This is a genomic window from Propionibacterium acidifaciens DSM 21887, assembly GCF_000426605.1.
GTDB lineage: Bacteria > Actinomycetota > Actinomycetes > Propionibacteriales > Propionibacteriaceae > Propionibacterium > Propionibacterium acidifaciens.
Genome location: NZ_AUFR01000019.1, coordinates 24639 through 44271 on the forward strand (window position 1 = coordinate 24639; position 19633 = coordinate 44271).

A 19633-nucleotide genomic window follows, 5' to 3' on the forward strand; every position below is an offset into this window, starting at 1 on the left:
AGGAGAATCGACTACATGACCGTCAAGGTTGGTATCAATGGTTTCGGCCGCATCGGCCGCAACTTCTTCCGTGCGATGATCGAGCAGAAGGCTGATCTCGACATCGTCGCAGTCAACGATCTGACTGACACCAAGACCCTCGCCCATCTGCTCAAGTACGACTCGATCCTCGGCCGCTTCGCCGGTGAGGTGACCTACGACGACAGCAGCATCATCGTCGACGGCAAGGCCATCAAGGTCTGCTCCGAGCGCAACCCCGCCGATCTGCCCTGGAAGGAGCTCGGTGTCGAGGTCGTCGTCGAGTCGACCGGCCTGTTCACCGATGGTGAGAAGGCCAAGGCCCACATCGAGGCCGGCGCCAAGAAGGTCGTCATCTCCGCCCCCGCGAAGAACGTCGACGGCACCTTCGTCATGGGCGTGAACGAGAAGAGCTACGACCCGGCCACCCAGAGCATCATCTCGAACGCCTCCTGCACGACGAACTGCCTGGCCCCGCTGGCCAAGGTCCTCCAGGAGAAGTTCGGCATCGAGCGCGGCATCATGACGACGATCCACTCGTACACGGGCGACCAGCGCATCCTCGACGCCCCGCACAAGGACCTGCGTCGCGCCCGCGCCGCCGCCCTCAACATGATCCCCACCAAGACCGGCGCCGCCCAGGCCGTCGCCCTCGTGCTCCCCGAGCTCAAGGGCAAGTTCGACGGTCTCGCCGTCCGCGTCCCCACGCCGACCGGCTCGCTCACCGACCTCTCGTTCATCCCGGGCCGCGAGGTCACCGTCGAGGAGGTCAACGCCGCCGTCAAGGAGGCCGCCGCCGGTGAGCTCGAGGGCATCCTCGCCTACACCGAGGACCCGATCGTCTCCACCGACATCCAGGGCGACCCGCACACCAGCATCTTCGACGCCTCCGAGACCAAGGTCATCGGCAACCTCGTCAAGGTGCTCAGCTGGTACGACAACGAGTGGGGCTACTCCAACAGCCTCGTCAACCTGACCAAGCTCGTCTGCGACAAGCTCTGAGCCATCATCACCACGTGGGGCAGGGCGCGTCGGCTTGGCCGGCGCGCCCTGCCCCGTCGTGAACCGCCCGTGCGCATCCCGTCGACCCGTCCGCCGCGGTTCACCCGCCAGGAATCATCCATGACGAACCACCGAATCCCAGTTCCAGGAGTTGACCAGTGAAGACTGTCTCCCAGCTCGGCGATCTGCGCGGCAAGCGCGTCGTGATCCGCTGCGACTTCAACGTGCCGCTCAACGGCACCATCATCACCGACGACGGCCGCATCCGCGCCGCCCTGCCCACCCTGAGGGCCCTCCTCGGCGCCGGCGCCCGCGTCACCGCGCTCGCGCACCTCGGCCGCCCCAAGGGCCGGATCGACCCCGCGTTCTCCCTGGCCCCCGTCGCCGCCCGCCTCGGCGAGCTGCTCGGTCAAGACGTGAAGTTCGCCGCCGACACCGTCGGCCCCTCCGCCCAGGCCACCAGCGTCTCCCTCGCCGACGGCGAGATCGCCCTCGTCGAGAACGTCCGCTTCGAGCCGGGCGAGACGAGCAAGGACGACGCCGAGCGCGGGGCCCTGGCCGCCGAGTACGCCCGGTTCGGCGAGATCTTCGTCTCCGACGGCTTCGGCGTCGTCCACCGCAAGCAGGCCAGCGTCTACGACTTGGCCAAGCTGCTGCCGAACGCCGCCGGCGAGCTCGTCGCCAAGGAGGTCTCCGTCCTGTCGAAGATCACCACGGACCCGGAGCGCCCCTACGTCGTCGTCCTCGGCGGCGCCAAGGTCGCCGACAAGCTGGCCGTCATCGACAACCTCCTGTCGGTCGCCGACACCCTCGTCATCGTCGGCGGCATGGCCTACACCTTCCTCAAGGCCCAGGGCCACGAGGTCGGCGACTCGATCCTCGACGAGTCCAAGGTCGCGACCTGCCGCGAGTACCTCGACCGCGCGCGGGCCACCGGCAAGAAGATCCTGCTGCCCGTCGACGTCGTCGTCGCCGAGGGCATGGACTTCGACGCCCGCAGGGCCGTCGGCGAGGTCTCGGTCGTCCCCGCCGATGCGATCCCGTCCGACCGCGAGGGCCTCGACATCGGGCCCGAGTCCGCCAAGGCCGTCGCCGCGGAGATCGCGGGCGCCCGGACCGTCTTCTGGAACGGGCCCGCCGGCGTCTCCGAGATCTCCGAGTTCGCCGGGGGGACCAGGGCCATCGCCGACGCCCTGGTCTCGTCCGAGGCCTTCTCCGTCATCGGCGGCGGCGACTCCGCGGCCGCGGTGCGCGCCTTCGGCCACTCCGACGACGAGTTCGGCTGGATCTCCACCGGGGGCGGCGCCTCCCTCGAATATCTTGAAGGAAAGGAACTGCCCGGCCTGGCGGTTCTGGAAGGGAGCAACTGATCATGGCACGCAAGCCGATCATGGCCGGCAACTGGAAGATGAACATGAACCACGTCGACGCCGTCGGCCTGGTCCAGAAGCTGGCCTTCACGCTGCAGGACAAGGGCTACGACCCCGAGGCCTCCGAGTGCGTCGTCATCCCGCCGTTCACCGGCATCCGCACCGTGCAGACACTCATCGAGGGCGACCGGCTCCCGATCGTCCACGGCGCCCAGGACGTCTCCGAGCACGACGACGGCGCCTACACCGGTGACATCAGCGCCGACATGCTCGCCAAGCTGGGCTGCACCTATGTGATCGTCGGCCACTCGGAGCGTCGCCAGTACCACGGCGAGACCGACGAGCTCGTCAACGCCAAGGCCGTCAAGGCGCTCTCCAAGGGGCTCACGCCGATCATCTGCGTCGGCGAGTCCCTGGAGGTCCGCAAGGCCGGCCAGCACGTCGAGTTCACCGTCGCCCAGGTGAGGGGGGCGCTCGCCGGCATCCCCGCCGGGCAGGTCGCCGGTCTCGTCATCGCCTACGAGCCCGTCTGGGCCATCGGCACCGGCGAGGTCGCCACCCCCGAGGACGCCCAGGAGGTCTGCGGCGCGATCCGGCGGGCCGTCACCGAGCTGTACGACGAGGCCACCGGCCAGTCCGTGCGCATCCAGTACGGCGGCTCGGTCAAGCCCGGTTCCGTGACGGCCATCATGGCCAAACCCGACATCGACGGCGCCCTCGTCGGCGGCGCGAGCCTCAAGCCCGACGACTTCGCCGCCATCGTCCGCTTCTACGCCATGGCCCAGGCCTGACGGGGCCTCCCCGGGGCCGTCCCGACGGGACCCGCGAGCAGGGGCGTCCGGCACGATGCCGGACGCCCCTGCTCGCTGCTCCGATCCGCCTTGGTCCGTGGGCTAGAATCACCGGGTGATGCTAATCCCGCTCATGACATGGCCCATCACGACGCTGTCCATCGTGCTCGTGGTGCTGAGCTTCACACTCACCGCCTTCATCCTCCTCCACAGGAGCCGCGGCGGCGGCCTGTCGGATCTCTTCGGCGGCGGCATGACCACCTCGACGAGCGGCACGTCCTCGGCCGAGCGGATGCTCGACCGGCTCACTGTCATCATCGGTCTGCTGTGGCTGGCCTGCATCATCGGCCTGCTCGTGCTGTACCGGGCGACGGCGTGAGCCCGATCGGAGCCCGGCACGAGCGTCATCCCCTCTCCCCCGATAGGAGCATCCAGCTGTGGCTAGTGGCAGCGCAATCCGTGGCAGCCGCGTCGGCGCCGGTCCGATGGGCGAGGCCGAGCGCGGCGAGACGGCGCCCCGCGTCCATGTCGCGTACTACTGCGCGAACGGGCACGTGACGCGTCCCTCCTTCGCCCAGGACGCCGAGATCCCCGAGGACTGGGAGTGCACCAGGTGCGGTCTGCCCGCCAGCCGGGACCAGCAGGATCCGCCGCCGAGGCCCCGGGCCACCCCGTACAAGACCCATCTGGCCTATGTGAAGGAGCGCCGCAGCGACAAGGAGGCCGCTGCGATCCTCAAGGAGGCCCTGGCCAATCTCAAGAAGCGCCGCCGCAGCGGCGAGATCATCTACTGATCGGCGGGCCCCGCCGCGGCGCCCCTCACAGGTCGCACTGGAAATAGGGGACCGTCGAGGCGGCGGCCCGGTCGACGAACCAGACGGTCCGCTCGGCGCCGTGCACCCGAGCGGCCGGTGTGCGCGGGTCGCCCCCGAGCGTGGCGGCGAGACAGCTCGCTCGCTCGGCGCCGCAGGCCAGGCCCCAGACCTGGCGGGAGCGGTTGATCGCCTTGTAGGTCAGCGTGACCTGCTCGGCGGGGCCCTCGGGGGCGTCGGTGACGCCGGTCGCCAGCTGGCTCGTGCCGCTCTGGGCGGTGAAGCTCGGGTGCCGGGGGAAGATCGAGGCGACGCGCCCGCCCCGCCCGATCTCGAGGAGGCAGATGTCGAAGACCGTCCCGTCGAGCTCCTTGGCGTAGGCGTAGGCGGCGTCGTCCGGGTCGGCGGAGCCGTTCGAGCTCGGCATGGCGTGGATGTTGGACGGCGGCAGCGTGAGGGCGCCGCCGAGGACGGCGAGGGTCGCCAGCGAGTTGCGCGAGGGGTCGGTCGTCGTGACGAAGGCCTCCGAGCTCCACCACAGGTGCAGACGGGTCGGGACGATGCCGCCCGAGCGGGCCAGGGCGGCCAGGTGGGCGCACACCGCGCGCTCTGCGCGGCCGCCGCAGAAGCACAGATGGGCGGTGCCGCGCTCGGACTGGGCCCGGGCCAGGGCGTTCACCAAGTGCTTGCTCACCTCGGTGGTGAGCTCGTCCTCGTCCGCGTAGCGCAGGACCCGCGGGGCGCTCATCAGCCGGCCCGTTCCGCGAGGGCGTCCAGCGTCCGGACGAGGACGGTGTCGGGGTCGAGGCGGCGCAGCTCCTCGCTCAGCAGGGCCACGGTGCCGCGGCGCCCCAGCGCCGCGGTGCGCACCGGCTGGTCGGGGATGACGAAGATCGCGTCGGAGGTCCGCTCGCGGCGCACGGCCACCTCGCCGGCGTCGGTCTCCAGACGGACGGCCGTGAGCCCTGGCCCCATTGAGGTGCGCACCTCGACCGGCACGCCGAGGCGGGAGTCCAGCCAGGCGGCGAAGAGCTCGGCCGGGGCGTTGTCGGCGGCGGCCTCGACGACCGCCGAGCGCACGGGCCGTCGGCACTGGTCGAGGGCCGAGGCGACGAGTGCCCGCCAGCGCGTGAGACGGGTCCACGACAGGTCGGTGTCGGCCCCGCTGTGCTCGCCGCGGGCGCGCGCCACGAGCGCGGCGACCGGGTCGTCCGCGTTCGTCGCGTCGGTGATGCGCCGGGTGGCGAGCGCCCCGATGGGGTCCTCGCCGGGCAGCTCGGGGCCGCGGCCGGGCCACCAGGCGACGACCGGCAGGTCGAGCAGGAGCGGCAGGACGACCGAGTCGCCGTGGCCGACGAGCTCGCCGGTCAGGCGCAGGGTGATCATGTCGCCGGGCGCGCCCTCGCCGACGCGGATCTCGGCGTCCATGGCGGTGGGACGGTCGCGGCCGCCCTCGATGACGACGATGATGCGTGAGGGGTGCTCGACGGCGGTGGCCTGCGCGGCGTCGAAGGCGTCGGAGTACTGGCGGGTGGTGCTCACGACGATGAGCGTCATGACGAGGCCGGAGGCGGCGCCCGTGGAGCGGCGGGCGGCGAGCGCCCGCGCGGCCACCTCGGAGGAGTTCGTGTCCGTGAGTTCGATGATCATCTGGGTGACCTCCCTAGGGACGGCGCCAGGCGAAGCCGTCGTTGGCCAGCATGCGGGCGCCGCCGGCCGGGCCCCACGTGCCGGAGGCGTACTGCTCGGGGCGTCCCTGGGCAGACCAGTGCGCCAGGACCGGGTCGAGCAGCCGCCAGGAGAGCTCGACCTCCTCCTGCTGCGGGAACAGCGGCGGCTCGCCGAGCAGGACGTCGAGGATGAGGCGCTCGTAGGCCTCGGGGCTCGTCTCGTTGAACGAGTCGGCGTAGGCGAAGTCCATGCTCACCTGGCGGATCTCCATGGCCGTCGCCGGGACCTTGGCGCCGAAGTGCATCGAGACGCCCTCGTCGGGCTGGATGCGCAGGACGAGCGCGTTCGTGCCGAGCTCGCGGGTCTCGGTGTTGGTGAAGGGCAGGTGCGGGGCGCGCTTGAACATGAGCGCGATCTCGGTGACGCGCCGCGGCATGCGCTTGGCACTGCGCAGGTAGAACGGCACCCCCGCCCAGCGGCGGGTGTCGATGTCGAGGCGGACGGCCGCGTAGGTCTCGGTGGTCGAGTCGGGCGCGATGCCCTCCTCGTCGAGGTAGCCGATGACCCTGCTGCCGCCCTGCCAGCCGGCCGCGTACTGACCGCGCGCGGTGTGGGCGTCCAGGTCGTCGGGCACGCGCGCCGCGGCGAGCACCTTCTGCTTCTCGATGCGCAGCTGCGAGGCGTCGAAGCTGTTCGGCTCCTCCATGGCGGTGAGGGCCATGAGCTGGAGCAGGTGGTTCTGGATGACGTCGCGGGCCGCGCCGATGCCGTCGTAGTAGCCGGCGCGGCCGCCGATGCCGATGTCCTCGGCCATCGTGATCTGCACGTGGCTGACGTGGTTGCTGTTCCAGAGGGGCTCGAACATCTGGTTCGAGAAGCGCAGGGCCAGCAGGTTCTGCACGGTCTCCTTGCCCAGGTAGTGGTCGATGCGGAAGACCGACTCGGCGGGGAAGGCCCGGGACAGGGTGTCGTACAGCGCGCGCGAGCTGGCCAGGTCGTGGCCGAAGGGCTTCTCGATGACGACGCGCTTCCAGCCGGTGGACTGGTCGGTCATGCCGTGGCGGGTGAGCTGGTCGATGACCCGCTCGAAGCGGCTCGGCGGCACCGACAGGTAGAAGGCGTGGTTGCCGGCCGTGCCCTGCTCGGTGTCGAGCTCGTCGAGGACGGCGCGGAGGCGCTCGAAGGTGCCGCCGTCGTCGAAGTCGCCCCAGACGAAGCGGATGCCCGCGACGAGCTGCTTCCAGGTCTCGTCCCGGAAGGGCGTGCGGGCGTTCTCCTTCACGTGCCCCTTGACGATCTCGGCGAACCGGGCGTCGGTGTAGTCGCGGCGCGCCACGCCGACCAGGCCGAAGCCGGGCGGCAGCAGCCCGCGGTTCGCCAGGTCGTAGACGGCGGGCAGGAGCTTCTTCCGGGACAGATCGCCGCTCACGCCGAAGAAGACGAGCGCGCACGGGCCCGCGATGTGGGGCAGGCGGCCGTCCTCGGGGTCGCGGAGCGGGTTCACCCACTCCTGCTGTGCTGCGGTCATGGCGTCCTTCCGGGTCGTCAGGAACAGCTCTCAAGATTAGCCGCAGGGCGGGACCGGTGGATCGGCGGACGCGTCGCCCCGCCGGTCCGCGGCGGGGCGCAGGGGCGCGCGGCCTCGGCACAGGCCGCCGCGATGACCCTCAGCGCCGTCCCCAGCCGGGCCGCCGGGACGGCGGCGAAACCGAAGACGATGCCCTCCTCGCGGCCGGTCCGACCCCATCGTCCCGCCAGGTCCCCGACGAGGACGCCGCGGGCCCGCGCCGCCTCGACGACCCGCGCCCCGGGCGCGTCGGTGAGGACGACGGCCTGCAGGCCGCCCATGAGCGGGGCCGGACGGGCCCCCGGCGCGTCGGAGAGGGCCGCCAGGACGGTGCGCCGGCGCGCCCGGTAGCTGCGTCGCATCCGCTGGATGTGGCGGCGCAGCTCCCCGCTGGCAAGATAGCCGGCCAGCGCCTGCTGGACGAGCGTGCCGGTGGGCGGGCCGAGGAGCCGGCGGCGGGCGAGCAGCGGATCGAGCAGCCCGTCCGGGGCCACGAGGTAGCCGGTCGCCAGGGCAGGCGACAGCACCGTCGAGAAGGTGCCGAGCGTGAGGACGCGCCCCGTCGAGGGGTCGTCCAGGGCGGCCAGCGGGGGCAGTGGCATGCCGACGTAGCGCAGCTCGGAGTCGTAGTCATCCTCGATGACGAGCACCCGGCCGGCCCTCGCCCAGTCCAGCAGCTCCTGGCGGCGCCGGGCGGCCAGCACGCCGCCGTGGGGGTACTGGTGGCTCGGCGTGACGATGACCGCGTCGATCCCCGAGGGGTCCGGCAGACGGTCGGTGACCAGCCCCTCGTCGTCGACGGCCAGGGCGACGGTCCGGTGTCCGAGCGCCCCGGGCAGTCCCGACAGGGCCGGATGGCCCGGACTCTCGACGCCGACCCGCAGCCGCGCCGGTCCGTCCCCACGTCCCGCCGCGGCGCGGGAGCCCGCGAGCGCGCCGAGCGCCAGGGCGAGCCCCTCGCGCGCGCCCGCCGTGACGAGGATCTGCTCGGGCGGCCGCACGAGGGAGCGCATGAGACGCAGGTGCTCGGCCACCTCGCCGCGCAGGGCGCCGAGCCCGGCCGGGTCCGTCGAGGCGGCCGGCTCGGCCAGCGCCTCGCGCCAGGCGCGCCGCCAGGGCGGGGAGTCGATCGCCGAGATGTCCGGGTGGCCGGGCCGCAGGTCGAGCAGCCCGTCGTGCCGCGGCGCGCCGTCGCGCCCCCCGGGCGCCGTGCGCCGTCGTGCACCGGCTGGCGCACGACGCGCCCGCACCTGGGCGATCCGGGTGCCCGAGCCGCGGGTGGCGACCAGATAGCCCTCGGCCTCGAGCTGCTCGAAGGCCGTCACGACGGTGCCGCGCGCGACGCCCAGTGAGGCGGCCAGTGCCCGTGTCGAGGGCAGGGCGTCGCCGGCCCTGAGGGCGCCCGACTCGACGAGCCCCCGCAGGCCGGTGACGATCTGGTGGGTCAGCGGCGCCGGTCCGTCGCGGTCGAGGACGAGCGGGGGGTGGACCACCAGCGTGCTGCGCATGGTCCGAGACTGCCACCGGCGACCAGAAGTGGTCCAGTCGAAGATTCATGATGTGGATCTTGCGGTGGTCCACTGCTGGGGCTGGAATGGCGGGCATGACCACGCAGAGCGACTCCCCGAGCATGATCCGCACCGCCACGACCCGCGTCAAGAGGGGTCTGGCCGACATGCTGAAGGGCGGTGTCATCATGGACGTCGTCACGCCCGAGCAGGCCAGGCTCGCCGAGGAGGCCGGCGCCTGCGCCGTCATGGCCCTCGAGCGCGTGCCCGCCGACATCCGGGCCCGGGGCGGCGTCGCCCGCATGAGCGACCCCGCCCTCATCGAGGGCATCATCGACGCCGTCTCCATCCCCGTCATGGCCAAGGCGCGCATCGGCCACTTCGCCGAGGCCCAGGTGCTCCAGGCGCTCGAGGTCGACTACGTCGACGAGTCCGAGGTGCTCTCGCCGGCCGACCACGCGCACCACATCGACAAGTGGGCCTTCGACGTCCCCTTCGTCTGCGGCGCCACGGACCTCGGCGAGGCGCTGCGCCGCATCGCCGAGGGCGCCGCCATGATCCGCTCGAAGGGCGAGGCGGGCACCGGCGACATCTCCGAGGCCGTGCGGCACCTGCGCGCCATCCGCGACGGGATCGCCCGCCTGCGCTGCCTCGACCACGAGGAGCTGTACACCGCCGCCAAGGACCTCCAGGCCCCCTACGACCTGGTCCGCGAGGTCGCCGAGACCGGCGGGCTGCCCGTCGTGCTCTTCGTGGCGGGCGGGGTGGCCACCCCGGCCGACGCGGCGCTCGTCATGCAGATGGGGGCCCAGGGCGTCTTCGTCGGCTCGGGCATCTTCGCGTCGGGCGACCCGGCCCGGCGGGCCGCCGCCATCGTGAGGGCGACCGCCATGCACGACCATCCCGAGGTCGTCGCCGAGGTCTCCCGCGATCTCGGGGAGGCCATGGTCGGCATCGACGTCGCCGACGTCCCGACCCCGCACCGGCTGGCGGGACGCGGCCGGTGAGCACGGTGCCGGGCGCCGCTCCGCGCGCCGCCTGCGACGGGGCCCCTCTCGTCGGCGTCCTGGCGCTCCAGGGCGGCGTCGACGAGCATCTCGCCGCCCTGGCCGATGCCGGTGCCCGCACCCGCGCCGTCCGTCTGCCGGGCGAGCTCGAGGGGCTGGACGCCATCGTGATCCCGGGCGGTGAGTCGACCGTGCTCAGGGGACTGGCCGGCGCCCTCGGCCTTCTCGGGCCGTTGCGCGGGGCCGTCGAGGGCGGGCTGCCGGTGCTGGCCACCTGCGCCGGTCTCGTCCTGTGCGCCGGAGGGCCGTCCGGCGGCCCGGGCGTGCTCGACGTCGATGTGCGCCGCAACGCGTTCGGCCCCCAGCTCGCCTCCTTCGAGACGAGGCTCGACGTCGAGGGCGTCGGCGCGGACGTCGAGGCCGTCTTCATCAGGGCCCCGGTCGTCGTGCGCGTCGGGCCCGCCGGCCGCGTCATCGCGACGGTGGACGGGCGGGTCGTCGGCGTCCGACAGGGCGCGGTGACCGCGTTGTCCTTCCATCCGGAGCTCACCGCCGACCGCCGCGTGCACCGCGCGTTCGTCGAGCGGGTCCGCCGCTGACGGGGCCTCCCGGCCGGTCCGGTGCCGCGCCGCCCCGCAACGGGCGGGCGTCCGCATCGACCACCGCGCCACGGGCCCGTCACCGCTCCCTTCGCTGCGGGCGAGCGGGTTTGACTGGACGTCGATTTAGGAAACAATGGGCTCATGAAATCGGTGACGAGGCCGGGCGGGGAGTCCGGAACGGGCGAGGAGTCCACCCGTCACCATGTGCTGCAGGAGCTCTTCTCCAACGGGCCGGCGACGGCCGCCGAGCTGGCCGAGCGCCTCGGGGTCACCCCCGCCGCCATCCGCCGCCACCTGGGCGTTCTCGAGGCCGGCGGTCGGATCGTCGAGCGGGAGCGGCCCGTGCGCGGGCGCCGCGGCCGGGGCCGCCCGGCGAAGGAGTACGTCCTCACCGACCGCGGCCGCTCGGCCTTCTTCCAGGACTACGACACCCTCGCCCTCGAGGCGCTCAGCGCCCTCGTCGAGGCCGCTGGACCCTCGGCCGTCGTGAGGGTGGGGGAGCGCCGCCACGGCGAGGTCGAGGCCCGCTACCGCCAGCTGCGCGCGGAGGCGCCGGACGCCGACCCGGTCGAGGCGCTGGCCACCGTCCTCGGCGAGGAGGGCTACGCCGCCCATGTGAGGGAGGCCCCCGGGGGCCACCAGCTGTGCCAGTACCATTGCCCGGTCGCCCATGTGGCGGCCCGGTACCCCCAGCTCTGCGAGGCCGAGACGAGCCTGTTCGCCAGGCTCCTCGGCTCCCGGGTGCAGAGGATCGCCACCATCGCCCACGGTGACGGCGTGTGCACCACGAACGTCCCCCTGGACGGAGTGCCCATCGCCGGGCGCGCCGGGCCGCCCGCCGGAGGGCGCGGCGGCGCACCCACGGATCACCGCAGTGGCACGTCCACTGATCACCACAACCGAGAGGCAGCACGCGCATGACGCAGGTCGACACGAGGCCGGGGAACAGGTTCGCCGAGCGCGACGAGCTGGTCGAGGACCTGACCACCTACAAGTACGGTTGGCACGACGCCGACGACTACTCGGCGGCGTTCGAGCGCGGCCTGTCCGAGAAGGTCGTGCGCGGCATCTCCGGGCTCAAGGGCGAACCCGAGTGGATGCTCGAGCGCCGGCTCAAGGGCCTCGAGCAGTTCGAGCGCAAACCCCTGCCCACCTGGGGCTGCGACCTGTCGCAGCTGCACTTCGATGACATCAAGTACTTCGTCCGGGCCCAGGACAGGCCGGCCAACGACTGGAACGACCTGCCCGAGGACATCAGGAACACCTACGACCGCCTGGGCATCCCCGAGGCGGAGAAGGCCCGTCTCGTCGACGGCGTCGCCGCCCAGTACGAGTCCGAGGTGGTCTACCACAAGATCAACGAGGAGCTCGGACGCCAGGGCGTCATCTTCACCGACACCGACACCGGCCTGAGGGAGTACCCCGAGCTCTTCGAGAAGTACTTCGGCACGGTCATCCCGGCCGGCGACAACAAGTTCGCCGCGCTCAACACGGCCGTGTGGAGCGGCGGCACCTTCATCCACGTTCCGAAGGGCGTCCACTGCACCATCCCGCTGCAGGCCTACTTCCGGATGAACACCGAGAACCTCGGCCAGTTCGAGCGCACGCTCATCATCGTCGACGACGACGCCTACGTGCACTACGTCGAGGGCTGCACGGCCCCGATCTACAAGACCGACTCGCTGCACGCCGCCATCGTCGAGATCATCGTCGGCACGAACGCGCGCTGCCGCTACACGACGATCCAGAACTGGTCGAACAACGTCTACAACCTCGTGACCCAGCGGGCCACCGTCGCCGAGGGCGGCACGATGGAGTGGATCGACGGCAACATCGGCTCGAAGGCCAACATGAAGTACCCGGCCTGCCTGCTCATGGGCCCCCACGCCAAGGGCGAGGCCCTGTCGATCGCCTTCGCCGGCGAGGGCCAGCACCAGGACACCGGCGCCAAGATGGTGCACACCGCGCCGCACACCTCGAGCACGATCGTCTCGAAGTCCATCAGCCGCAACGGGGGGCGCACCGGCTACCGCGGCCTCGTCGCGGTCTCCCCGGACGCCCACCATGCGATGTCCTCGGTCAAGTGCGACGCCCTGCTCGTCGACAACGTCTCGCGCTCGGACACCTACCCCTACGTGGACGTGCGTACCGACGACGTCCAGATGGAGCACGAGGCGACCATCTCCAGGATCTCCGAGGACCAGCTCTTCTACCTCATGCAGCGCGGCCTCGACGAGGACGAGGCCCGCGCCATGATCGTGCGCGGCTTCGTCGAGCCCATCGCCCGCGAACTGCCGATGGAGTACGCGCTCGAGCTCAACCGGCTCATCGAGCTCCAGATGGAAGGCGCGGTGGGCTGATGACCTGGAAGAACGGAGCAGCAGCAGTGGCCGAACCGGCTGACACCGGCGCAGAGGCGGTGCGCGGCGCCCTCGAGGGCGTCGCCTCGCACCTGCACCCGAAGGTCTCGTGGGAGCTCGACGACCATCCCGTGCCCACCGGGCGCGAGGAGGTCTGGCGGTTCACCCCGGTGCACCGGCTCGAGGACCTCCTCACGAGCCCGGCCACCGGCGTCGAGCTCGACTGCGCCCTCCGTCTGCCCGAGGGCGTGACCGCCGGCTTCGTCGAGGGCGACGCCGTGCGCGCCGCCGCCGTTGAGCCTCCGGCCGACCGCACCTCGGCGATCGCCGCCGCCAACGCCGGCCGCGCCCGTCTCGTCACGGTGCCCGCCGGCCTCGAGCTCGACGAGCCCGTCGAGCTCGACTTCACCGGAACCGGCGTCGACCGGCCCGCCTACCAGCAGACGATCATCGGGGTCGGGGCCGGGGCGCGGGCCCGGATCCTCCTGCGCTTCGAGGGCTCCGCCCGGATCGCCGACAAGATCGACGTGCGCGTCGGGGCCGGCGCCAGGGTCGACCTCGTCACCCTCCAGGACTGGGCCCCGGACGCCGTGCACGTCGCCCAGAGCTCCCTGCTCGTCGGCCGCGACGCGACGGTCCGTACCGTGCAGGCCTCGCTCGGCGGCGCCGTCACCCGCATGCTCGAGCGCGCCAGCTACGAGGGCGCCGGCGGCGAGCTGGAGCAGTTCGGCCTCTACTTCGTCGACTCGGGCCGGCACGTCGAGCACCGCCTGTTCGTCGATCACAACCAGCCGCTGAGCCGCTCGAACATCGACTACCGGGGCGCCCTCCAGGACGAGGGATCGCTCGGCGTGTGGGTGGGCGACGTGCTCATCCGCAAGCAGGCCGAGGGCATCAGCACCTACGAGGCCAACAAGAACCTCCTCCTGACCGCCGGCGCCCGCGCCGAGTCGATCCCGAATCTCGAGATCGCCACCGGGCGGATCGAGGGCGCCGGCCACTCCTCGACGACGGGCCGCTTCGACGACGAGCAGCTGTTCTACCTGCGCAGCCGCGGAATCCCCGAGGACGAGGCCCGGCGCCTGGTCGTCCAGGGCTTCTTCGTCGAGATCGTCCGCCGCATCGGGATCCCCGAGGTGGCCGAGCGCCTCATGGCGGCCGTCCAGCGCCAGCTCGACGCGATCGCGCCCGACTGGGGCGCCCCGGAGTGAGCCGCGTGAGAACCTCCGGCGGCCCCGTCCCGGCCGCGATCCCGCCCGTACCCATGAACCCCCTCCGCGCCGAGGACGTCCGGTCCCTCGTCGCCGTCGCGAACCCGATCAAGGAGAACTGAGACAGATGGCCGAACTCGTCATCAAGGACCTGCACGTCGACGTCGACACCGAGAGCGGGCCGAAGGAGATCCTCAAGGGCGTCGACCTGACCGTCGGCGACGGCCAGGTCCACGCCATCATGGGGCCCAACGGCTCCGGCAAGTCGACCCTCGCCTACGCCGTCGCCGGGCATCCGAAGTACACGATCACCCGGGGCTCCGTGAGCCTCGACGGCGTCGACATCACGGCGCTGCCGGTCGACGAGCGGGCCCGCGCCGGCCTCTTCCTGGGCATGCAGTACCCGGTCGAGGTGCCCGGCGTCTCGATGGCCAACTTCCTGCGCACCGCGAAGACCGCCCTGTCCGGCGAGGCCCCCCGGGTCCGCACCTGGCCCGAGCAGGTGAACGAGGCCCTCACCGCCATGGACCTGTCGTCCGACTTCGCCGAGCGCTCGGTCAACGAGGGCTTCTCCGGCGGTGAGAAGAAGCGCGGCGAGATCGCCCAGCTCGAGCTGCTCGACCCCAGGACCGCCATCCTCGACGAGATCGACTCGGGCCTGGACATCGACGCCCTCAAGGTCGTCTCGGCCGGCATCGTGGACTACAGCAGGAAACCCGGCAAGTCGGTCCTGCTCATCACGCACTACACGCGCATCCTGCGCTATGTGCACCCCGATCGCGTCCACGTCTTCGTCGACGGGCGCGTCAAGATCACCGGCGGCGCCGAGCTCGCCGACAACCTCGAGGAGCGGGGCTACGAGCAGTATGTCAAGTGATGTCGACGTCAAGACGATCCGTCGGGACTTCCCGATCCTGAGCCGGCGGCTCGGCTCCCACCCGCTCGTCTACCTGGACAGCGCCAACACCTCGCAGAAGCCGGAGTCGGTCATCGACGCGGTGGACCGCCACTACCGCGAGCACAACGCCAACGTCGCCCGGGCCATGCACGCGCTCGGCTCGGAGGCGACGCAGGCCTACGAGGGCGCCCGCGCCCGGATCGCCGGGTTCATCGGTGCGGCCGGCCCCGACGAGGTCGTCTTCACGAAGAACGCCTCCGAGGCCCTCAACCTGGCGGCCGGCACGCTGGGCGCTCGGCTGGGGCCCGGCGACGAGGTCGTCGTCTCGGTCCTGGAGCACCACTCGAACCTCGTCCCCTGGCAGATGGTCTGCGGGCGCACCGGCGCCACGCTGCGCTGGTTCGACATCACCGAGGAGGGCCGGCTCGACCTGGACGCCGCCGAGCGCGAGGGGCTCATCAACGAGCGCACGAGGGTCGTCTCGCTGGCCTGGGTCTCCAATGTGCTGGGTACGGTCAACCCGATCGCGCGGATCGCCGAGCAGGCCCACGCCGTGGGGGCCGTCATGGTCGCCGACGGCTCCCAGGGCGTGCCGCAGCTGCCCACGGACGTGTCGGCCCTCGGCGTCGACCTGCTGGCCTTCACCGGCCACAAGATGCTCGGCCCGACCGGCATCGGCGTCCTGTGGGGCCGGCGCGCCCTGCTCGAGGAGCTGCCGCCCTTCCTCGGCGGCGGCGAGATGATCGGCGTCGTGCGCATGGAGGGCTCCACCTGGGCCGAGGTGCCGCACAAGTTCGAGGCCGGGACGCCCCCGATCGCCCAGGCCGTCGGCCTCGGCGCCGCGGTGGACTACCTCACCGGCATCGGCATGGACCGGGTCGCCGCCCACGAGCACGAGATCACGCAGTACGCCCTCGAGCAGCTCGGCGGGATCCCCGCCGTCCACGTCATGGGGCCGCTGGAGGACGTCGACCGCGGAGGGGCGATCTCCTTCACCGTCGACGGGGTGCACCCGCACGACCTCATGCAGCTGCTCGACTCGAGGGGCGTCGCGGTGCGCGGCGGACACCACTGCGCCGAGCCGCTGCACCGCCGTCTGGGCGTGCAGAGCTCGGCCCGCGCGTCCGGGTATCTTTACACGACGAGGGCCGAGATCGACGCCCTGTGCGAGGCCGTCGTGTGGGCGCACGATTTCTTCACCGGCAAGCTGAGGGGTCGTTGATGAACGTCGAGGAGATGTACCAGGACATCATCCTGGACCACTACCGCGCCAAGCACCACAGCGGGCTGCGGGAGCCGTACGGTGCCGAGGTGCACCATGTGAACCCCAGCTGCGGCGACGAGTTGACGCTGCGGGTGGCGCTCGACGGCGACCGGATCGGCGACGTGAGCTACGCCGGCGAGGGCTGCTCCATCTCCCAGGCGTCCAGCTCGGTCATGACCGATCTGGTCATCGGGCGCTCGGTCGACGAGGCCATGGGCACCTTCTCGGTGTTCAAGGACATGATGGAGAGCCAGGGCCGCATCGAGCCCGACGAGGACGTCCTGGAGGACGCGATCGCGTTCGCCGGCGTCTCGCAGTTCCCGGCGCGCGTCAAGTGCGCCATGTTGAGCTGGATGGCCCTGCGCGACGCGCTCGCCCGCGCCGGGGCGGACATCGGCGACGAGAAGGAGACAGCATGAGTGAGCAGCAGCCGCCCGACGGCGATCCCACGTCCGGCCGGGACGAGCGGCGCCCGTCCGACCTGGTGCGCGACAGGCTGCCCGACGCCCCGGTCGGCGTCACGGAGCCGCCCACCCGGGATCAGGTCCTCGAGGCGCTCAAGGAGGTCATCGACCCCGAGCTCATGGTCAACGTCGTCGACCTGGGGCTCGTCTACGGCGTCGAGATCGACGAGGAGGCCAACGTCGTCATCGACATGACGCTCACGAGCCCGGCCTGCCCGCTCACCGACCAGCTCGAGTGGGGCGCCCAGTCGGCCCTCGACGGCATCGTGAACTCCGTGACGATCAACTGGGTCTGGCTCCCGCCGTGGAGCCTCGACCGCATCACCGACGACGGCCGCGAGCAGCTGCGCTACATCGGCTTCAACGTCTGAACCAGCGTCCGGAGGTCCTCCTCCATCGCCTGTCCCCCGGGGCGGCCGGCGCAGGACCCATCGGACGGGGCTGCCCGGTCGCCGCCGCCGCGGGCGGTACGGGCGTCGCTGGTGCGGGGGCTGCGGCGGGCGTGGATCCCGCTCGTGCCGGTCCTGTGGACGCTGGTCCCGTGAATGTCGGGTTCACGCGCACCGGGTCGATGGGTGGTGCGGGCGTCGCTGGTGCGGGGGCTGCGGCGGGCGTGGATCCCGCTCGTGCCGGTCCTGTGGGCGCTGGTCCCGTGAATGTCGGGTTCACACGCACCGGGTCGATGGGCGTGGGCTGGGACGACGCCTCGTCGACCGGCCCCGGCCGGGGCATGGCCGGCTCGGTGGACGGTGCCGGTCCGACAGGTGCCGGGTCGACCGGCCCCGGCCGACCCCGGACCGGTTCGGCCGACTCGGGCGGGGGAGGCGCCGACTCGGAGGGCTCGGAGGGCAGGGCCCGCGCCGCGGCGGGGGTGTCCTGCCCGGCTCCAGGCCACTCGCCGCTGAGCCGATCGTGGCCGAAGGAGCCCGCCCAGCCCAGCAGGGCTGCCGAGACGAGCCAGCAGGCGTTCTCGACGACGCCCAGCGAGGCGCCGATGAACAGCTGGATGAGGATGTTGACGGCCAGCACCATGAGCGCGATGAGGACGAACCGGAGCACGAGGCCGCGGCGACGCGAGCGCGACGCATCGGACATCTGGTTCACTTCCCTCACTTCCATACCGTTCGCGGACATGCCGGGGGTGGGACTCGTACCGTCCGCGGAGGGGGGTCGTGGGATGCCCGCTCCTCGCGTTCGTCGCGCTGCCGGCAGAGGGCACGAGGGCGCCCGCGGGGTGCGGGCGCGTTCATTGTGCGCTTCCGGATGCCCTGTGAACAAGTCGGAAGAATCTGTTTCAACCACACCGGGACCCCGCGCGGGCCCCGCCGGCGGGTCGCCGTCCGAGTCAGGGCCGCTTTGCCCGGCGCCACGGCGCGCGGGAGAATGGATGGCGGTCCGTTGCCGGGCGTGTCGTCGAGAAGTGCAGGAGCGCCGTTGATACAAGCCAATGACCTGGAGGTGCGCGTCGGCGCCCGTCTGCTGCTGGCCCCCGTGAGCTTCCAGGTGGTCAAGGGCGACAAGATCGGCGTCGTCGGGCGCAACGGCGCCGGCAAGACGACGACGATGCGCATCCTGGCCGGCGAGGCGCCGGCCCCGGGCGGCTCGGTGAGGCGCTCGGGCCGGGTCGGCTACCTGCCGCAGGACCCCCGCGAGTCGGACCTGGCGGTCACCGCGCGCTCGCGCATCGTCTCCGCCCGCAGCATCGAGTCCCTCCTGGAGCGGATGAACCGGGCCACCGACGACATCTCCCGCGCCCGCGGCCCGGCCCGCGAGAGGGCCATGGCCGCCTACGACCGCGCCGAGGCGTCCTTCGTCGCGGCGGGCGGCTACGGGGCCGAGGCGGAGGCCGCGCGCATCGCGTCCAACCTCGGGCTGCCCGACCGCGTGCTGGCCCAGCCGCTGCACGAGCTGTCCGGCGGCCAGCGCCGTCGCGTCGAGCTGGCCCGCATCCTGTTCAGCAACGCCGACACCCTGCTGCTGGACGAGCCCACGAACCATCTCGACGCCGACTCGATCACCTGGCTTCGCGACTTCCTGCGGAGCTACTCCGGCGGCGTCATGATGATCAGCCACTCCACCGTGCTGCTGGACGAGACCGTCACCAAGGTCTTCCACCTGGACGCCAACCGCTCCGTGCTCGACGTCTACTCGATGGGCTGGAGGCCCTACCTGACCCAGCGCCAGGCCGACGAGCGGCGCCGCCGCCGCGAGCGCCTCAACGCCGACCGCAAGGCGGCCCAGCTGATGGCCCAGTCCGAGAAGCTGCACGCCAAGGCGACCAAGGCCACCGCGGCCCAGAACATGGCCCGCCGCGCGGAGCGACTGCTCGCCGGCACCGAGTCCGAGCGCGCCGAGGACAGGGTCGCGGCCATCTCCTTCCCCGAACCGGCCCCGTGCGGCCGGACCCCGCTCATGGCCGAGGGCCTGTCGAAGGCCTACGGCTCCCTGGAGATCTTCACCGGCGTCGACCTCGCCGTCGACAGGGGCTCACGGGTCGTCGTCCTGGGCCTCAACGGCGCCGGCAAGACGACACTGCTGCGCCTGCTGTACGGCGTCGAGGAGCCCGACGCCGGCCGGGTGCTGCCCGGCCACGGCCTCAGGCTCGGGTACTTCGCCCAGGAACACGACATGCTCGACATGGACGCCACCGTGCTGGAGAACATGCAGGCCGCCGCGCCGCAGCTCAACGAGACCGACGCCCGCACGGTGCTCGGCACCTTCCTGTTCACCGGCGATGACGACCACAAACCGGCCCGGGTGCTGTCCGGCGGCGAGAAGACCCGACTGGCGCTCGCGACGCTCGTCGCGAGCGCGGCCAATGTGCTGCTGCTCGACGAGCCGACGAACAACCTCGACCCGGCCAGCCGGGAACAGGTGCTCCGGGCGATCCGCGCCTACCGGGGCGCGATGGTGCTCGTCACGCACGACGAGGGCGCCGTCCAGGCCCTCGAGCCCGACCGGGTCCTGCTGCTGCCCGACGGCGACGAGGACCTGTGGAGCGAGGACTACGCGGAGCTCGTCGTCCTGGCCTGAGCGCCCGGCCGGCGACGGACGCGGACGCCCGACGTGCGGCCCGGTCCCGCGGGCC

20 protein-coding genes are annotated in these 19633 nt (G+C 72.1%); 15 read left to right on the forward strand and 5 right to left on the reverse strand.

The window, feature by feature from the left end; all coding sequences use genetic code 11:
* Positions 1-15: 15 nt before the first annotated feature.
* The 5 genes from gap (at position 16) to K336_RS0107810 (ending at position 3975) form a co-directional block, all read left to right on the forward strand.
* Positions 16-1020 carry a type I glyceraldehyde-3-phosphate dehydrogenase gene (gap, locus tag K336_RS0107790; protein WP_021797763.1) on the forward strand — a complete coding sequence of 335 codons (1005 nt, stop codon included), beginning with the start codon at positions 16-18 and terminating at the stop codon, positions 1018-1020.
* A 158-nt stretch (positions 1021-1178) separates the two neighbouring features.
* Complete coding sequence (locus K336_RS0107795; protein ID WP_021797764.1) at positions 1179-2390, forward strand: phosphoglycerate kinase; 1212 nt, start codon at positions 1179-1181, stop codon at positions 2388-2390.
* Between the two features lie 2 nt (positions 2391-2392).
* The gene (gene tpiA, locus K336_RS0107800; RefSeq protein WP_021797774.1) at positions 2393-3181 is read left to right on the forward strand and encodes a triose-phosphate isomerase; all 789 of its coding nucleotides are present in this window, start codon (positions 2393-2395) and stop codon (positions 3179-3181) included.
* 118 nt (positions 3182-3299) lie between these two features.
* The gene (gene secG / locus K336_RS0107805) at positions 3300-3560 is read left to right on the forward strand and encodes a preprotein translocase subunit SecG (protein WP_051245529.1); all 261 of its coding nucleotides are present in this window, start codon (positions 3300-3302) and stop codon (positions 3558-3560) included.
* 58 nt (positions 3561-3618) lie between these two features.
* Complete coding sequence (locus tag K336_RS0107810) at positions 3619-3975, forward strand: RNA polymerase-binding protein RbpA (protein WP_081660691.1); 357 nt, start codon at positions 3619-3621, stop codon at positions 3973-3975.
* Positions 3976-4000: 25 nt separating this feature from the next.
* On the opposite strand, the gene pgl is transcribed toward K336_RS0107810, so the two are convergent.
* Genes pgl through pdxR form a run of 4 tightly spaced genes read right to left on the reverse strand, consistent with a single transcriptional unit; the run spans position 4001 to position 8739 of the window.
* Positions 4001-4741 carry a 6-phosphogluconolactonase gene (gene pgl / locus K336_RS0107815; RefSeq protein ID WP_028706728.1) on the reverse strand — a complete coding sequence of 247 codons (741 nt, stop codon included), beginning with the start codon at positions 4739-4741 and terminating at the stop codon, positions 4001-4003.
* The gene (locus K336_RS15325) at positions 4741-5643 is read right to left on the reverse strand and encodes a glucose-6-phosphate dehydrogenase assembly protein OpcA (RefSeq protein WP_021797756.1); all 903 of its coding nucleotides are present in this window, start codon (positions 5641-5643) and stop codon (positions 4741-4743) included. The genes pgl and K336_RS15325 overlap by 1 nt, the downstream gene beginning before the upstream one ends.
* A 13-nt stretch (positions 5644-5656) precedes the next feature.
* Positions 5657-7192, reverse strand: a complete 1536-nt coding sequence (gene zwf, locus K336_RS0107825; protein ID WP_028706729.1) for a glucose-6-phosphate dehydrogenase — start codon at positions 7190-7192, stop codon at positions 5657-5659.
* Between the two features lie 17 nt (positions 7193-7209).
* Positions 7210-8739, reverse strand: a complete 1530-nt coding sequence (pdxR, locus tag K336_RS15330) for a MocR-like pyridoxine biosynthesis transcription factor PdxR (RefSeq protein ID WP_051245530.1) — start codon at positions 8737-8739, stop codon at positions 7210-7212.
* A 95-nt stretch (positions 8740-8834) separates the two neighbouring features.
* On the opposite strand from pdxR, the gene pdxS reads away from it, so the two are divergent.
* The 9 genes from pdxS to K336_RS0107880 all read left to right on the forward strand — a co-directional run bounded on the left by pdxS (position 8835) and on the right by K336_RS0107880 (position 16916).
* Positions 8835-9746, forward strand: coding sequence for a pyridoxal 5'-phosphate synthase lyase subunit PdxS (gene pdxS / locus K336_RS0107835; RefSeq protein ID WP_021798147.1), 912 nt, complete (start codon positions 8835-8837; stop codon positions 9744-9746).
* The gene (gene pdxT, locus K336_RS0107840) at positions 9743-10345 is read left to right on the forward strand and encodes a pyridoxal 5'-phosphate synthase glutaminase subunit PdxT (protein ID WP_081660692.1); all 603 of its coding nucleotides are present in this window, start codon (positions 9743-9745) and stop codon (positions 10343-10345) included. The genes pdxS and pdxT overlap by 4 nt, the downstream gene beginning before the upstream one ends.
* A 144-nt stretch (positions 10346-10489) precedes the next feature.
* Positions 10490-11269 carry a helix-turn-helix transcriptional regulator gene (locus K336_RS15335; RefSeq protein ID WP_021798142.1) on the forward strand — a complete coding sequence of 260 codons (780 nt, stop codon included), beginning with the start codon at positions 10490-10492 and terminating at the stop codon, positions 11267-11269.
* A complete protein-coding gene (gene sufB / locus K336_RS0107850; protein WP_021798136.1) occupies positions 11266-12708 on the forward strand; it encodes a Fe-S cluster assembly protein SufB in 1443 nt (480 codons plus the stop codon). The genes K336_RS15335 and sufB overlap by 4 nt, the downstream gene beginning before the upstream one ends.
* Positions 12708-13919: a Fe-S cluster assembly protein SufD gene (gene sufD, locus K336_RS0107855; RefSeq protein ID WP_051245531.1), complete on the forward strand. Its 1212-nt coding sequence runs from the start codon at positions 12708-12710 to the stop codon at positions 13917-13919. The genes sufB and sufD overlap by 1 nt, the downstream gene beginning before the upstream one ends.
* A 127-nt stretch (positions 13920-14046) precedes the next feature.
* Positions 14047-14796, forward strand: coding sequence for a Fe-S cluster assembly ATPase SufC (sufC, locus tag K336_RS0107865; RefSeq protein WP_021798135.1), 750 nt, complete (start codon positions 14047-14049; stop codon positions 14794-14796).
* On the forward strand, positions 14786-16039 hold the full coding sequence (locus K336_RS0107870; RefSeq protein WP_021798148.1) for a cysteine desulfurase: 1254 nt from the start codon (positions 14786-14788) through the stop codon (positions 16037-16039). The genes sufC and K336_RS0107870 overlap by 11 nt, the downstream gene beginning before the upstream one ends.
* Complete coding sequence (gene sufU / locus K336_RS0107875) at positions 16039-16500, forward strand: Fe-S cluster assembly sulfur transfer protein SufU (RefSeq protein ID WP_021798141.1); 462 nt, start codon at positions 16039-16041, stop codon at positions 16498-16500. Before K336_RS0107870 ends, sufU begins: the two co-directional genes overlap by 1 nt.
* The gene (locus K336_RS0107880) at positions 16497-16916 is read left to right on the forward strand and encodes a metal-sulfur cluster assembly factor (protein WP_021798137.1); all 420 of its coding nucleotides are present in this window, start codon (positions 16497-16499) and stop codon (positions 16914-16916) included. The genes sufU and K336_RS0107880 overlap by 4 nt, the downstream gene beginning before the upstream one ends.
* Here the strand turns inward: K336_RS0107880 and K336_RS18990 are convergent.
* On the reverse strand, positions 16906-17640 hold the full coding sequence (locus tag K336_RS18990; protein WP_162142584.1) for a hypothetical protein: 735 nt from the start codon (positions 17638-17640) through the stop codon (positions 16906-16908). The two genes, K336_RS0107880 and K336_RS18990, sit on opposite strands and share 11 nt — an antisense overlap.
* Positions 17641-17979: 339 nt before the next feature.
* Between K336_RS18990 and K336_RS0107885 the strand changes: the two genes are divergently transcribed.
* Positions 17980-19578 carry an ABC-F family ATP-binding cassette domain-containing protein gene (locus tag K336_RS0107885; RefSeq protein WP_043150574.1) on the forward strand — a complete coding sequence of 533 codons (1599 nt, stop codon included), beginning with the start codon at positions 17980-17982 and terminating at the stop codon, positions 19576-19578.
* The last annotated feature ends 55 nt before the right edge of the window (positions 19579-19633 follow it).